The following is a 14,470-nucleotide window of genomic DNA, read 5'->3' on the forward strand; positions in this document are numbered from 1 at the left end:
GCGTTCAGATCACTCGGCCGCCCGCCGGTACTGTGGGCAGGGCCCGGGGTCGCAGTGCTGCTCGACGCCCAGGCCCAGATACATCACGCCGGGGCGGCCCGCGGCGAAGGTGATCTCGCTGATGCGGTCATAGGAGGTGTGGCGCACGGAGTGAGTCCCGGAGCCGGCGTCGAGCCGTACGATGTCCGTGCCGGTGCCGGTGCCGAGAACGAAGTACAGCACCAGCGGATCGCGGGGGTGCGGCTCCATGATGAAAGCGCTGGTGATGGCGACCGGCCCGCCCGGGCTCCCCTCGCTTGCGGACAGCACGGGGGCGAAGGTCCGGCCGCGGTCGCGCGACAGGTACGTGTGCCGCCCCGAGAGCGGGCTCCTCTCCTCTTCCGCGAGGTCGATCCCCCCCGCCCAGACTATGTTCGGATCCACCGGCGAAATCGCCAGGCGGAAGACGTTCTGGTTGCGCTGCGTGGTGGAAGAAGCGATCTGCGCCCGCGACCAGCTCCGGCCCCCGTCCTCCGTCGTCCACGCGCCCGAGTTCGCCGCCCCGGCGACGGCATGGTCCCAGTTGGCCGGGTCGAACGCGACGTGGTACACGCTGCCCCCGGGTACCGGAACGCCCACGCTGCGCCAGGTGGCGCCCCCGTCGTCCGATTCGTGGATCTGCCCCGTCTCTCCCGCGACGCGGAGGTTTTCGGGGCTTCCCGCGCGAACCGCCAGCTCCCGAAGCCGTCGAACGGGAGAGGCCACGGTCTGGACCGCCCCATCGACCCCCACACGATAGAGGCCGGCCGAGCCTTCCACGTAGCCGTACGCCAGCGTGGGGGAGGCCGCCACCAGCGCGACGTACCTGTTGGGAAGGGTGCCGACCCGGGTCCAGTTGCACCCCGCGTCGGTCGACCTCAGCAGGGCGCCATCGTGCACCGCCAGGAGGGTGGAACCGCTGAGCGCGGCCAGCCCGCGTGTGTACTTGACGCCGGTGAGCTCCCCCGCCGTGGGAGCGAGAGTGGCGCCTTCGTTCGTGGTGAAGGTGACCGCGGCGGTGCCCGCGACCCGTGTACACGGGGGCCGTCCGGAATCATCCGCACCCACCACCCGGTCCTGATCGCACGCGGCGAGCGTCAGGATCACCGCGGCCATACCGGCAACGCGACGTCTCATCGATCCCCTCCTGCAAGTGACGGTGGTTTTCCGCACCTCCGCGGGTGCGCCGCATCCCGGAGTTGAGAAGCGCGCCAGGCGGGTGATACCGGACAGGTGGAGGGGTCTGAACAGCGAGGAGTCGTCTGAGGTTCCAGGGTTCCGCTCAAAGCTCGATCTGCGCGCCGAGCTCGACCACGCGGTTGGGCGGCAGGCGGAAGTACGAGCCCGCGCTCCCCGCGTTGCGCGCCATCAGCGCGAACAGCCTCTCCCGCCAGCGCGCCATCCCGCGGCGCTTGGATGCGATCAGCGTCTCGCGGCCCAGGAAGTAGCTCGTCTCCATCGGCCGCATCGGCAGATCCGGATGGTGTAGATCGTGGAGGGCGGCGGGGATGTCGACGTCATCCATGAAGCCGTAGCGCAGGACCACCTGGAAGATGCCGTCGCCCAGGCGCGTGACCCTCGCGCGCTCCTCGGCATCGAGATAGGGCGCCTCGCCCGTCTCCACCGACAGGAAGACGAGCGTCTGGTGCAGCACCTTGTAGTGCTTGAGGCTGTGCAGCAGCGCCGGCGGCGTGCCGTTCGGATCGCTGTACATGAAGACGGCGGTGCCGGGGATGCGCGCGGGCGGGCTCGCCTCCACCTCACGGAGAAAGAGCGCGCGCGGCAGCGTCCGTTCCTGGAGCCGCTCGGCGAGAATGCGGCGGCCCTTTTTCCAGGTGGTCAGCAGCGTGAACACCACGGCGCCCACCACCAGCGGGAACCATCCGCCGTGCGGAACCTTGATGATGTTCGCGCCCCAGAAGCCCAGGTCGATCACGAGGAAGAAGCCGGCGACGGCGATGGAGAGCGGCAGGCTCCACTTCCAGATCGCGCGCTCCACCATGAAGAAGAGGATCGTGGTGATGACCATGGTGGTGGTCACCGCCACGCCGTACGCCGCCGTCAGCCGGCTGGACGACTGGAAGCCGGCGACGAGCGCGATGCACGACAGCATCAGCGCCCAGTTGATCGCCGGGATGTAGATCTGCCCCGCCTCGCGCTCGGAGGTGTGCTCGATGCGCATGCGCGGCACGTAGCCCAGCTTCACCGCCTGCATCGTCAGCGAGAACGCGCCGGAGATCAGCGCCTGCGACGCGATCACCGTCGCCGCGGTGGCGATGAGCACCACCGGGTACAGCGCCCAGGGCGGCACCATGCGGTAGAACGGGTTGACGACCGCCGCCGGGTCGTGGATCAGCAGCGCCCCCTGCCCGAAGTAGTTGAGCAGCAGCGCGGGAAGCACCACGCAGAACCACGCCAGGCGGATCGGCTTCTTGCCGAAGTGCCCCATGTCCGCGTAGAGCGCCTCGCCGCCGGTCACCACCAGGAAGACGGCGCCGAGCACCAGGAAGCCGTTCCACCCGTTCTCCACGAAGAAGCGCACGCCGTGGAGCGGGTTCACCGCCCACAGCACCCCCGGCTCCCGCGCGATCCAGCGCACCCCCAGCGCCGCGATGGTGGCGAACCACACCATCGTCACCGGCCCGAACACCTTTCCCACCCTGGCCGTGCCGTGGCTCTGGATGGAGAACGTCGCCACCAGGATGGCGATGGTGATGGGGACGATCCACGGCTTGAAGAACGGCGTCGTGACCTCCAGCCCCTCGACGGCGGAGAGCACGGACACGGCGGGCGTGAGCATCCCGTCGCCATACAGCAGCGCCGTCCCAAAGAGCCCCAGCAGGAGGATCGCGCGCCCCCCACCCCCACGCGCGGCGAGCGTGGTGAGCGCGAGGATCCCGCCCTCGCCGCGGTTGTCGGCGCGCAGGATGAAGACGAGGTACTTGATGGAGATGATGAGGATCAGCGCCCAGAAGATCAGCGAGAGCACCCCCAGCACGTTCCCCGGCGTGGGCTGCACCCCGTGCTCCTCCAGGAACGCGTCCCTCATCGCGTAGAGCGGGCTGGTGCCGATGTCGCCGTAGACGACCCCCAGCGCGCCCAGCGACAGCGCCGCGAGGTATGCCCCGCGCGGATTGGCATTCGTGCGGTTCATCTGACGCTCGCTTCAAAGATGGCCCCATTCCCGGACCATCCAAGATCACCCCCCGAGCATCAAGAACGCACAAAGATCGGGCGCGTCTACATTAAGAAGTCACAAAGAACGGCAGTTTCACACAGAGCCGCGGAGGGGTACAACAAGGACACGGAGGAACCGCGCCAAACCCTCTTCCGTTCTTGCCGTTTCCTCTGTGTCTCTGTGTGAAATCACATCGCCGCGAGCTCCGCGGGATCGACGGCGGGGAGGAGGATGACGAACTCGCTGCCGCCGCCGGGCCGCGGCGCGTACCGCAGCTCCCCGCCCTGCAGCTCGACCGCCCGCAGCGCGATGGAGAGCCCCAGCCCCGTGCCGCCCGCGTCCGCCGTTCCGCGCGCACGGTAGAACGGCTCAAAGATGCGCTCGCCGTCCTCGGGCGCGATCCCGGCGCCACGGTCCGCGACGCTGAACGCCACCTGGCCGCCCTCGCGCGCGGCCACCACCCGCACCGGCGCGTGCGCGGGCGAGTACTTGAGCGCGTTGTCGATCAGGTTGACGAGGGCGCGCAGCGTGTGGTCGAAGTCGAAGCGCCCCACCAGGAGGTCGTGCGGGGGGTGCAGCGATGCGTCGATGGGGCGGTCCGGGTACGTGCCGGACACCTGCTGCAGCGCCGCGCCGATCACGTCCTCCGCCGCCACCAGCTCCGCGCGCACCAGCGGCGCGCCCCCGTTCAGCCGCGAGAAGTCGAGCAGGTCAGACACGAAGCGGTTCAGCCGGTCCGCCTCCTCCACCACCACCAGCGCCCGCTCGTCCCCTTCGTCCGCGATGGCCTGCGAGAGCGCCTTGATGGTGGTGAGCGGCGTGCGCAGGTCGTGCGACACGGAGGCCAGCAGCGCATCCTTGAGGCGGTCGGCCTCGCGCAACGCATCGGCGTGCTCCTGGGCAGCGGCGAGCCGCACCCGGTCGATGGCGAGCGCGGCGTAGTAAGCGAGCGCCTCCGTGAACCGCCGCTGCGCCGCGTCCAGGTGGATCGCGCGCCCGCTCTCCAGCCGCAGCACGCCCACGGAGCGCTCCCGCACGCGTAGCGGAATCAGCAGCGACCGCGCATCGCCCGAGACCATGAGCTGCGTCTCCGTCATCGAGCCGTCCGCGCCCCAACCCGCGGTGTCGCCCGGCGCGCCCCCATCCCACGAAACGGGCCGCGTCTCCGTTCCGCCCTCGGTGGCGCGCGCCACCCGCTGTACGTGACGGCCCTCTCCATCGCCCAGAAAGATCTCGCACGCCGCCACACCCAGCCCGGAACGCACCACCCGCGCGATGGCGCCCACAGCGTCCTCGGCGCGCCCGGCGTTCAGCGCCTCCGCGCCCAGCGTGGCGAGGCGGTCGATCTCGCGCGCCCGCTCCCCCGCGGCGGCGGCCTGCGACTGCGCGCGCGCGAGCAGCATGGTGGCCACCGCGCTGGTCACCACGAAGGCGAGCAGGACCAGCCACGCCGAGCGGTCGCGGAGGGCGAGCGTATAGCGGGGCTCCAGGAAGAAGAAGTTGAAGGCGAGAAAGCAGAGCAGCGCCAGCACCAGCCCCAGCCGCCGTCCCCCGCGCGCGCTGGCGCCGAGCACCACCAGCAGGTAGGTGAGCGCTACGGGCGCCTCGCCGATGCTCCCCGGATACTGGAGCAGCGCCAGCGTCGCCACGACCGCCGCCGCGATCCACACCGCGCCCTCGCGGCGGCTCTGCGTACGCACGGTCTCCACGTCAGGCGCCGTCGAAGCGATAGCCGACCCCCGGCTCGGTCACGATCAGCCGCGGCCGCAGCGGATCACCCTCGATCTTGCGGCGCAGGTTGGCCACGTGGACGCGCAGGTACTGCTGCGGGTCGCCGTCCGAGCGGTTCCAGACGGCGCGGAAGAGCTGGTCGTGCGTCAGCGTGCGCCCCCGGTGCCGCACGAAGGCGCGCAGCAGATCCCACTCCGTGGGCGTCAGGTGCACGGTGGCGCCGTCACGCGTGACGACCCTGCGCGCGGCATCCACGCACAGCCCGCCGAAGCTCAGCGCCGCCTCCGTGCTCTCCGGGTGGATGTTCGCGCGCCGGAGCTGGGCCCGCACGCGAGCCACCAGCTCCGGCGTGCTGAACGGCTTGGTGATGTAGTCGTCCGCGCCGGCGTCGAGCAGCGTGACCTTTTCCTGGTCCGAGTGCCGCGCGGAGAGCACCAGGATCGGCGCCGTCGACCACTTGCGAATCTCGCGGCACACCTGCACCCCCGCCGCGTCCGGCAGCCCCAGGTCGAGCACCACGAGGTCGGGGCGCCCGGCGGCGGCCATGTCCACGCCGCTCCGCGCATCCCCCGCCTCCACCACGTCGCCCACCAGCGGATCGAGGGCGTTCTTCACCGCCCGCCTGATCTGCGGCTCGTCGTCGACGATGAGGATGCGCGGTCGGACCACGATGGCTGGTTTGTAAAAGGTGATGGAGTGCCACGCCGCATCATAGTACCCGCGACACCCCGGCGGCGCACCCTCCGACGTGCCCGCGCCGGGTGCACGAGAATCTTGGAGCGTCCACAGGAACGGCCTATACTGCGGCACCATCGTTTCCCCCTCCCCCGGAGGTGCCATGAAGGCGATCCACTCAGCGCTGGTCGCGGCGGCGCTCCTCACGACCTCCTCGCTCTGGGCGCAGCAGCGTCCGCCAGCCGCCGCCCCGGTCATCCGCGCCGCACTGGACTCGGTGCGGCTGAGAAGCGTCCCGGTCCGCTTCACCGCGGAAGGCGCGGCACGGACGGCGGTCTACGACGTCCCGGTAGACCCGAGCCCGGGAACGCAGCTCGCGCAGCAGGGCACCGCCTGCGCGGGCGTCGGCCCCGGCGGCGGATGCATCGTGGCGCAGGGGTCGGCCGGGAGCGTGCCGGGGGTGTCGATCCGGATGGGCGACGGCTCCGTGCGCGGGAACCCGACCGCGCGGAGCGGGGTCGCGGCCGGCGGGCCGGTCACCATCACCGCCACGTACCGCGTGCGTGCCACGCTCCTGGTCCCCCACGATCGCCCGCACAGGCTGGGCGTGTCGCTGGACGGCAGCGAGGTGATGGGCTTCCAGTGCAACGGGCGCGCGATCCGCCTGCAGGCGCCCGGCGGTGCGGGCTTCCGCTGGGAAGTGTATCACGGCACCACGCGCGTGGACGGCGGCACCTCGACCGGAGCGCCGGTCGACGTGCCCAACCCGCCGCACCTGGCGGGCCCCGGCGGCGGCCCGCTGCAGCTCACCCTGCAGCAGGGCGATCCGGCACGGCTGGCCGGCGCGGACGACGCGTGGTGCAAGAAGTACGGGTGCCTTCAACTGGCGGTGGCGCACGGCCAGCACCGCATCGTGGTGATGCCGGTGCTCGCGCGCGGCACGCCGTACGCCCTGCGCAGCGTGGGCCTGAGCGTGGCCGGTGTCCCCGCCTTCGCCCTCGCGGACGTGGAGGTCGCCCGCGACCCGGTAGGGCCCGTGAAGTGGATGTCGCCCGAAGCGCGCACTCCGTAATCCCACCCCGAGCGGCGCGATCAGGCCTCCCGAAGGGGGGCCGGCGCCATCGGGACTAGCTGTGGTCGAGGCGGAAGCCCGCTTTGGCTGGGAAGTAGAGGAGGCCGAGCACGACGAACGTGGCGTGCGCCCAGCGCACGCCACGCAGCGACAGCACCACCCGGCCCACGAACGCCAGGAGGGCGGCGAACCGCATCTCAAGGTACACGTCGCCAGCCGCCATCCGGCTCCGGCATCCAGCGTCCGCCCTTGCTGTCCAGCCATTCACCCATCGGCTCGCCCTCCCGCAGCTCCGAGCCGAAGCGCAGCACGTGGCCGTCTGGATCGGTCACGTGCAGCTCGCGCGAGCCCCAGGGATAGTTGGTGGGAGGATGCCGGATGAGGGCACCCCGTGCGCGCAGCTCGTCGTGCAGCGCGTCGGAGTCGCTCACGCCGAGATAGACCCAGGTGCCGGCATGCCCCTGCTCTCCCTCGCAGAGCATCAGCGACGCATCCCCGCGCTCCACGGCCCCGAAGTCGCCGTGCTGCCACAGCACGCGGAATCCCAGCGCATCCACGTAGTAGCGCAGACTCGCCTCGATCCTCGCGACGCTCAGGATCGGCGTCGCGCCCTCGACCTCGACCGGTGATGAGGCATCGTGCTCCGGCATGACGTCACCTCGCTGTAATCGGTGATGTCCTACTCGCAGAGGAGTACGCGGGTGCAACGATCGCTCCCGGCGAGCCTCGGCTCCGGTCATGGGTGCTTCGCCGGGTCCGCAAGGAAGCGGGTGATGCGCTCGCGCACGGGCGGGCGCAGGATGCGCGGCGACTGGCGGATCCAGCGCTGCAGCGGTGGGGATGGAGACGCCGGCCCGGCCCGCCGCCCGTTCTCGGGGCATGCGGGCGGAGAGCAACAGGATGGGCGCGGACGGGAGATTTCCGGATCTTGCGACAAACCCGCACACCCGCCCGCATCGGCAGCCCAGATCGAATACCGGATAGCGGGTTGCTCGGCGGGGCCCGATCCAAGCCGCTCCGCGCATCCCCCGCCCCGCCGCATCCCCCGCCTCCGCCGGGCGCCAAAGAAAGACGGCCGCGTCGTTGCTGAACGCGGCCGTCTTTCGTCGAGTGATTTACCTGACGGCGAAGGCGAGGACTTCGTGGGCTACAGATCTGTGAGGGCGCTTACGATCCAGAGCTTCGCGTCGTCGCACGAGGCGGCGGGCGCCTGCACCCACTGAAGCGTACCACGAGAGTTCGATACTTCTCCACCCACGAACGCTCCCCTCTCACTCACGCGGAGCAGCCGCGCTCCCACCCACACACCGTTCTCGCCGGCATCCCAGCGCGACCCCGGCGACGGGAAGGCGGCCAGCCAGCGCTCCCCTCCCTCGCCGATGATGTACAGGCAGGAGCCTTCCATCGAGAGCTTGCCCAGGAGCCGCGCCTGGTGTGACTCCGCACTTGCGGGGTAGAGCGCGAGCGGCTCGATGGTTTTCGACGGCGTGCAGGCGGCCACGAGGAACAGCGCGCCGAACAGCGGAGGCCGCGCGAAGCTAGACGCCATAGACGAGCGAGACCCCGAGTCCGGTGAGGTAGTCCGTGGACATGTACACCGCGAGGCTGCACTGCCCCGCACCGGTGCCGGAGCTCGCGCCTGCCTTGTGGATGCCGAAAGCCGTCTGCCCGTTGAACCACGGCCCGCCGCTGTCGCCACCCGCACATGCCAGGCCCGCCCCCGTGACGGTGATGTACGTCGCGGTGCAGGTGAATCCGTTGCACGCGCCGGCGTAGGTGGGCTGGTACGTCGTGCTCTGCACTGAGCCGCAGCTATAGCCGGTCGTCATACCGCGATGGCAGGTGGTGTTGCCCGCGGCCGTGCTGCTGCGGAGCCTGCGGCCGGTGAGCACGCGCGCGCTGGTGGTGAGATCCGCGTAGAACTCCGGATACTCGTCGTGCGTGGTCGTGTGCCACTGCACGTCCTCATCGGCATCGAACCGCTCCGCGACGAACGTGGCTGCATAGCTCGTTCCGCCAAACTCGAAATAGGTCTGCGTAGACCCGCAGTGCGCGGACGTGGTGACACCGCGGGTGCCACCGCTGTTCGCCACCACGAAACCCGCGGTGCAGGTGCTCAGGCTTGCGCCTCCGCGCGTGTGCTGGTTCTGCAGCGGTGTGTCGATGAACGAGACCCGCACAGGATGCCCCGCCTCGCGTGCCAGAGCCGCGGCCGTGCTCCTCGCCGCGTCAGCCGCGGCGCCGGTGGCGTGCACGGTCAGCACGATCTCGCCCGTCCGCACGTCGTGGTCCGTGCCCATCAGCCGCGGGAGCGCCGCGGCGAACCGAGGCAGCGACGCCTGGATGCGGCCGAGAACCTCCGACTCCGTTGCGGCGGCACCGGTGACGAACACCACCGGGGTCGGCGAGCTCGCGGCGGGATTCCGGAACTCCGGCCCGGCGGGAGCATTGCCCGTCAGCCGTACGACGATGCGGAATTCGGGCTGGTGCTCCACCCACAGGCCGGCGAAGCGGCCACGGTTGGCCGCCCTCAGCCGCGATACGACCTCTCCCTGCTGCTCCTGCGCGTGGAGGCGGCGCACCGCTTCGTCGATGCCTACGTTGAACTGCGCCGCGTACGAGCGCGCATCCTGCCGAACGGCTTCGGCGAGCGACCCGGTGCGCACAGCTACGCCCGCATGCCGGGCGGTTTCCGACGTCTCGGCACTCGCGCGCGCTTCCGGTGCAGCGTCCACCGGGCCCGCGGGCGAGTCGCCGCACGCGGCGGCGAAAATCGCAAGGGCCGGGAGCATATACCAGATCTGGAACGTGTGCCTCATTATCCACCATCCCGAAAAGAGTGCCTAGCGCGCGCTTCCGGTCAGAAACACGGCTATCGCACTGTACCCGCGCCGGGGCTCTTTGTCAATGAAAACGTCCTAAAACGATTTTCGTCCACCGGTATTTCCTTGAAGCATCATGCGCCTGTGACTCCTTCGATGAAGCCTGCGCTGGAGTAACAGCCAATGCGCATCAAGATTGCAGGTGCCTGGAACCAGAAATTAATTCGGGAAAAGTTGTTCCTCCTTGCGCGACGGGGGGTGCTGTGTCTATTTCGTCGAACGACTTCCCGATGGGAGCGCGCACCGCCATATACTCGTAGTCAGCCGTGCTTCGCCGGGTCCGCAAGGAAGCGGGTGATGCGCTCGCGCACGGGCGGGCGCAGGATGCGCGGCGACTGGCGGATCCAGCGCTGCAGCGTAGGGATGGAGACGCCGGCGAGCCCCGCCGCCCGGTCTTCGGGCATGCGGGCGGTCACGGAAAGGAACTCCGCCACGAGCCCGGGAGCTTCGGCGGGGATGGAGATCGGGTTCATCGGCTCGCTTGTGGTTCGGATCTTTTCGCCCGGAACGGGGCTGCACGGGCTCTCACATCCAGGACACCGCAGCGCGGCGAGACCCTATCGAGATACGTCGCGGAATCGGCGGATGGATCTGGGGCGGGCCGGCGCGAGGCGAAGGCGCCAGGGGGAAAGAAACAGGATGTCACGCAAAGGCGCGAAGACGCGAAGGAAAGACACGGAAACACTTTCTTTGCGTCTTCGCGCCTTCGCGTGAGACAATTTTCTCCGCTGCACTCGGATTCGTGAGAATCGGTATCAGAAGCGCGCCTGCAGCCCGATCATCGACGAGCGGCCCGGCCGGATCGTGGCGTTGTCCGGCTCGCCGAGCTGGCCGCCGAGGAGGTTGTCGGCCGCGGCGGTGATCCACAGGCGCGCACCGACCTGGCGGGTGGCGGTGATGCGGAGGTCCGTGCTCCCGTCGTATTCGCGCCAGTACTGGCGAAGCGCCGCGCCCAGCATCTCGCGCGGGATGCGCGTCTGCTCGCTGAAGTCGCGGGCCAGCGCCAGGCGGTCGTAGTTGATCCAGTCCCACGCCCGCGCCGCGGTGAGCCCCGCCGTCCACCGCCCGCGTTCCCACTCGGCGGCGAGGGTAGCGGTGCGCGCGGGGACGGCCAGCACGCGGTCGCCGGGGCGCAGGTCGCCCAGGTAGCCCGCGGCGATGCGGCGCACGCGGCTGTCCACCAGCGCCATCGTGCCGGAGAGAGTGAGCGGGCCCCGCGTGAGAGCACCCTGCATCTCCCATCCGGCGTTGTCGATGGCGCCCACGTTCTGCAGCGCGAAGCGCACCCGGCGCTCCGGCGGGGCGGGCCCGTCGCGCGCGATCGTGTCCACCCCCACGGCCACGTCCTGGATCAGCCCGCTCGCCCGCTGGTCGAAGCGGGTGACCTGGAGGGAGAACCCGCGCCCCGCGTACAGCTCCGCCCCCAGCTCGATTCCGGACTGCGTCTCCGGCTCCAGCACGTTGACGATGCCGCCGCGCCCGTCGTGGCGGATGTGAGCGCGCACGGGGTTCCGCGCCGGCCGGATGCCGCGCCCGTACGCCGCCCGCAGCTTCACCTCGGCGCCCGCGACGCCCTGCACCCACGCCGCGCCCAGCATCGGGAGCACGGCGACGGTGTTGACGGTGAATGCGTCGTTGCGCTCCACGCGCACCCCCGCGCTCCCGAACAGCGTGTTGCGCCAGGCGCCGCTGGACTGCGCCAGGATGCCGGTGCTGTGGCGCCACGATTCCGTGATCTCGCTGCGCAGGCGCGTGGGGAGGCGTCCGCCGAGCGCGGAATCGGCCGCCACCCCGGCGTCGGTGCGCTGGCGCAGCGCCGAGTGCTCGGCCGCGAGCGTGAGCGTCCCCTGCGCGTCGTCGCCGCGGCCGAGGCGCAGGGTGCTGCTGGCGCGCAGGCTGCCCCGGTGCCCGCTCCCCGCCGCGGAACGAAGCGCCGGGTCCGTGGTGAGCGGAAAGGGATTCACCGCGTCCTCCACGTGGTCCAGCCGGTAGCCGTCCACCCCCGCGAGAAAGGTGTGCGTCCACGGGCCGTCCGGCGTCAGCACCGCCGTGGTGCCGAGGGTGTAGCGCTGCAGCGACTGCCCCGCCGAGGTGAGGCCGGCGCTGTCCGGGGCGGTGACGATCGCGCTCACCAGCGGGTTCTCTCCGCTCCCCGCCCGCCGGTCCGTGAAGCGCAGCGTCGCCGTGGCGATCGCGCTCCGCGCCACCCAGCGGCCGTCCGCCACCGCCGAGACGCGCCTCGAATCGGCCCCCGGAAAGACCTCGCCCGTCCCCCCGACGGTGAGCGCGGCCCCCGCGGAGCGCAGGTTGGAGCCAGTGCGCACGGCGACGCGCTGCTCGTGCGTGGGGGGCGGCGACGGCGCGTAGTCGCTCGCCGTCACCCCGCCGCGGCTGCGCACCTCCACCCGCGCGCCCTCCCCCTCCGCGCCCGGGTGGCGGGTGACGATGTTGACCACGCCGCTGATGGCATCCGATCCGTAGAGCGCCGCGCCCTGCGGCCCGCGGATCACCTCCACGCGCTCCACACCCTCCGGGTCGATCTCGGTGACCAGCAGCGGGTTGGCGGCCTCCACTCCATCCACGTACACCTTGGGATACGTGGCGCCGAACGAGCTTGCCCCGCGCACGCTCCCGTACTGCGCGAGGAGGTTGGAGGGCGACGCGCTCCACGCCCACACGCCGGGCGCGGCGGCGTTGAGCACCTGCGCGATGGTGCGCGCGTCGCGCCGCTCCAGCGAACGCCCGCTCACCGCGTCCAGCGCGACGGTCACGGAGCGGCGGGAGGCGCCCGCGGGGCTCCCCGTCGCCACGATCCCCTCCAGCACGTTGACGCGCGCCTGCATCGGCGTGAGCGTGTCGGCGCGCGCGGAAGGCGCCAGCACCACCTGCCCCGTCACCACCCGCGGCTCCGCGCGGAAGCCGGCCAGCAGCGCCGCAAGCACGTCGCCGAGCGGGGCGCGCGACGCCTGCACGCACACGCGCCGGTCGAGCGGAACCAGGTCGGACGCGTACGAGAGCCGTACCCGCGCCGCCGCCGAGACGCGGTCCAGCGCGTCGCGCAGGGGCACGTCACTCGCGCGGAGCGTCACCTCGCGGTCCAGCGGCGCCGCCCACGAGCGCCCGGACGGCCCCGCCGCCGCGCACGGGGCCTGCGCATGCGCGGCGGCCGCCGCACAGGCAAGTAGCCCGGCGGCGGCCATCATCCTCCCGAACCACGCGCTGGGCGTCACGGCCCCGCGCGCGCGATGAAGAGCCGGTCGCCCCGGCGCTCCACCGCCCCGCCCGTGGTGGCGGCGAGCACGCGCAGGACGTCGTCCACGCTCTGGCTTCTCTCAAAGGTGGCGTTGATGCGGCGCCGCGCGAGCGCCGGATCGTCGACGATCACCATCACGCCGTACCACCGGCGCAGCTCAGCGGCGGCGGTGGCGAGCGGCACGTCGCGGAAGACGATCTCCCCGCGCGTCCACGCCACGTCGTCGCCCGTGGCGGCGCGGCGCTCCACCCGCACGCGCCGGCCCGCGGTGTGGCCGCGGTCGCCTGCGCGGAGCGTGTCCTGCCTGCCGCCCGCGAGTCCGAGCGTCACCACGCCCTCGGTCACGACGACGCGGGTGCCCGCCGCGCTGTCCGCGCGCACCGTGAACGCCGTCCCCAGGTCGTGCACGCGGGCGTCGTGGGTGCGCACCACGAAGGGACGCCGCTCGTCGTGCACCACCTCGAAGAAGGCGTCGCCCTGCACCGCCACCTCGCGCGCCGCGTCACCGTATCCCGCCGCGACGGTCAGCACGCTCGATCCTCCCAGCTTCACGCGCGTACCATCCGCCAGGCGCACGTCGCGCAGCGCACCCGCGGCGGTGGCGTACCGCGCCTCCGGAACGCGGGTCGTCGTGCGCCAGACGAGCGCCCCACCCAGCGCGAGCAGCAGCATGGCGGCGGCGGAGAGCGCCGGCATCGTCCAGCGGCGCGCCGGGGCGGGCTTTCGCGCGCGGAAGGGGATCGCCGGTGTGCCCGCCGCGGCCAGGTCCCGACGCGCCATGACCGACGCGAGCGCCGCCTCCACGTCCACCCCTGCGTGCGCATCGGCAGCCATGCGGCGGGTGGCGTGGTCAAGCGCTTCCACCAGCTCCGCGTGCTCCGGGTGATCGGCCAGGTAGCTGCGCAGCGCCTCGCGCTCTTCGGGCGCACCTTCGTGCGTCATCGCGCGGGCGATGGCGTCCCAGTCGGCTTCGCCGGACGAGCTGGAGGATCGGTTCACGTCGCTCATGATCTATAGACACTCCACGGCGCAGGCACCCTATCTGCCATGCTGATCCGGACGGAAACACTCCGCCACCGCCCGAGCACACCGGCAAAGCTACGTTGACGGCCGACGATCCGGAAATCCTGGCCCGCCTCCGGCGAGGCGACGACGCGGCGTTCGCGGAAGCGTTCCGGGCGCACTACGCCGCGCTCGTGGTGGCCGCGGACCGGATGCTGGGCGACCGGGCGGCGGCGGAGGACGTGGCGCAGGAGACGATGCTGGAGCTCTGGCGCCGCCGCGAGTCGCTCCCGGCGGACACCCGCATCCGCGCCTACCTCTACCAGTCCGTCCGCAACCGTGCCCTCAACCACATCCGCCACCTGCGCGTGGCCCGCCGCGCCGAGCCGGACCTCCCCCTCCCCACCGCCTCCGACCCCGCCGACGCCGCCGCGCTGACCGGCGAACTGGACATCGCCATGAAAGCCGCGGTGGGCGGGCTTCCGGACGATGTGCGGGAAACGTTCCAGATGAGCCGCGTGGACGGCCTCACCTACGCGGAGATCGCCCGCACCCTGGGTGTGTCGGTAAAGACGGTGGAGGCGCGCATGGGCCGCGCCCTCCGCTCCCTCCGCGACCGCCTCGCACCCTGGCTCCCGACCGGAGGCGGGTGGTAAAAA

General features: G+C 71.5%; 13 protein-coding genes. 2 read left to right on the plus strand and 11 right to left on the minus strand.

The annotated features are described in order from the left end of the window. Nucleotides 1-9: 9 nt before the first annotated feature. The 4 genes from VF584_08930 to VF584_08945 form a co-directional block, all read right to left on the minus strand. A complete protein-coding gene (locus VF584_08930) occupies nt 10-1,155 on the minus strand; it encodes a hypothetical protein (protein ID HEX8210300.1) in 1,146 nt (381 codons plus the stop codon). A gap of 145 nt (nt 1,156-1,300) precedes the next feature. Next, nucleotides 1,301-3,172 carry a potassium transporter Kup gene (locus tag VF584_08935; protein ID HEX8210301.1) on the minus strand — a complete coding sequence of 624 codons (1,872 nt, stop codon included), beginning with the start codon at nt 3,170-3,172 and terminating at the stop codon, nt 1,301-1,303. A 212-nt stretch (nt 3,173-3,384) separates the two neighbouring features. Then, nucleotides 3,385-4,896: an ATP-binding protein gene (locus VF584_08940; protein ID HEX8210302.1), complete on the minus strand. Its 1,512-nt coding sequence runs from the start codon at nt 4,894-4,896 to the stop codon at nt 3,385-3,387. A 10-nt stretch (nt 4,897-4,906) separates the two neighbouring features. Then, nucleotides 4,907-5,596: a response regulator transcription factor gene (locus VF584_08945; protein ID HEX8210303.1), complete on the minus strand. Its 690-nt coding sequence runs from the start codon at nt 5,594-5,596 to the stop codon at nt 4,907-4,909. A gap of 169 nt (nt 5,597-5,765) precedes the next feature. Here VF584_08945 and VF584_08950 point away from each other — a divergent pair, with 169 nt between their 5' ends. After that, complete coding sequence (locus tag VF584_08950; protein HEX8210304.1) at nt 5,766-6,674, plus strand: hypothetical protein; 909 nt, start codon at nt 5,766-5,768, stop codon at nt 6,672-6,674. 55 nt (nt 6,675-6,729) lie between these two features. On the opposite strand, the gene VF584_08955 is transcribed toward VF584_08950, so the two are convergent. From VF584_08955 to VF584_08985, 7 genes are all read right to left on the minus strand, one after another. Further along, the gene (locus tag VF584_08955; protein ID HEX8210305.1) at nt 6,730-6,897 is read right to left on the minus strand and encodes a hypothetical protein; all 168 of its coding nucleotides are present in this window, start codon (nt 6,895-6,897) and stop codon (nt 6,730-6,732) included. Further along, entirely contained in the window at nt 6,872-7,324 is a 453-nt protein-coding gene (locus VF584_08960; protein HEX8210306.1) for a glyoxalase superfamily protein, read from the minus strand. Before VF584_08960 ends, VF584_08955 begins: the two co-directional genes overlap by 26 nt. 497 nt (nt 7,325-7,821) lie before the next feature. Further along, nucleotides 7,822-8,223, minus strand: a complete 402-nt coding sequence (locus VF584_08965; GenBank protein HEX8210307.1) for a hypothetical protein — start codon at nt 8,221-8,223, stop codon at nt 7,822-7,824. Then, entirely contained in the window at nt 8,213-9,493 is a 1,281-nt protein-coding gene (locus VF584_08970) for a hypothetical protein (protein HEX8210308.1), read from the minus strand. The genes VF584_08965 and VF584_08970 overlap by 11 nt, the downstream gene beginning before the upstream one ends. 323 nt (nt 9,494-9,816) lie before the next feature. After that, on the minus strand, nt 9,817-10,029 hold the full coding sequence (locus VF584_08975; GenBank protein ID HEX8210309.1) for a hypothetical protein: 213 nt from the start codon (nt 10,027-10,029) through the stop codon (nt 9,817-9,819). Between the two features lie 282 nt (nt 10,030-10,311). Continuing rightward, nucleotides 10,312-12,786 (minus strand): TonB-dependent receptor plug domain-containing protein, encoded by a 2,475-nt coding sequence (locus VF584_08980; GenBank protein HEX8210310.1) that lies wholly within the window; start codon nt 12,784-12,786, stop codon nt 10,312-10,314. Further along, nucleotides 12,783-13,817 carry a FecR domain-containing protein gene (locus VF584_08985; protein HEX8210311.1) on the minus strand — a complete coding sequence of 345 codons (1,035 nt, stop codon included), beginning with the start codon at nt 13,815-13,817 and terminating at the stop codon, nt 12,783-12,785. The genes VF584_08980 and VF584_08985 overlap by 4 nt, the downstream gene beginning before the upstream one ends. Before the next feature lie 95 nt (nt 13,818-13,912). Between VF584_08985 and VF584_08990 the strand changes: the two genes are divergently transcribed. Continuing rightward, complete coding sequence (locus VF584_08990) at nt 13,913-14,467, plus strand: RNA polymerase sigma-70 factor (GenBank protein HEX8210312.1); 555 nt, start codon at nt 13,913-13,915, stop codon at nt 14,465-14,467. The last annotated feature ends 3 nt before the right edge of the window (nt 14,468-14,470 follow it).

It is taken from the genome of Longimicrobium sp., assembly GCA_036389135.1.
In the GTDB taxonomy this organism is placed as follows: Bacteria; Gemmatimonadota; Gemmatimonadetes; order Longimicrobiales; family Longimicrobiaceae; genus Longimicrobium.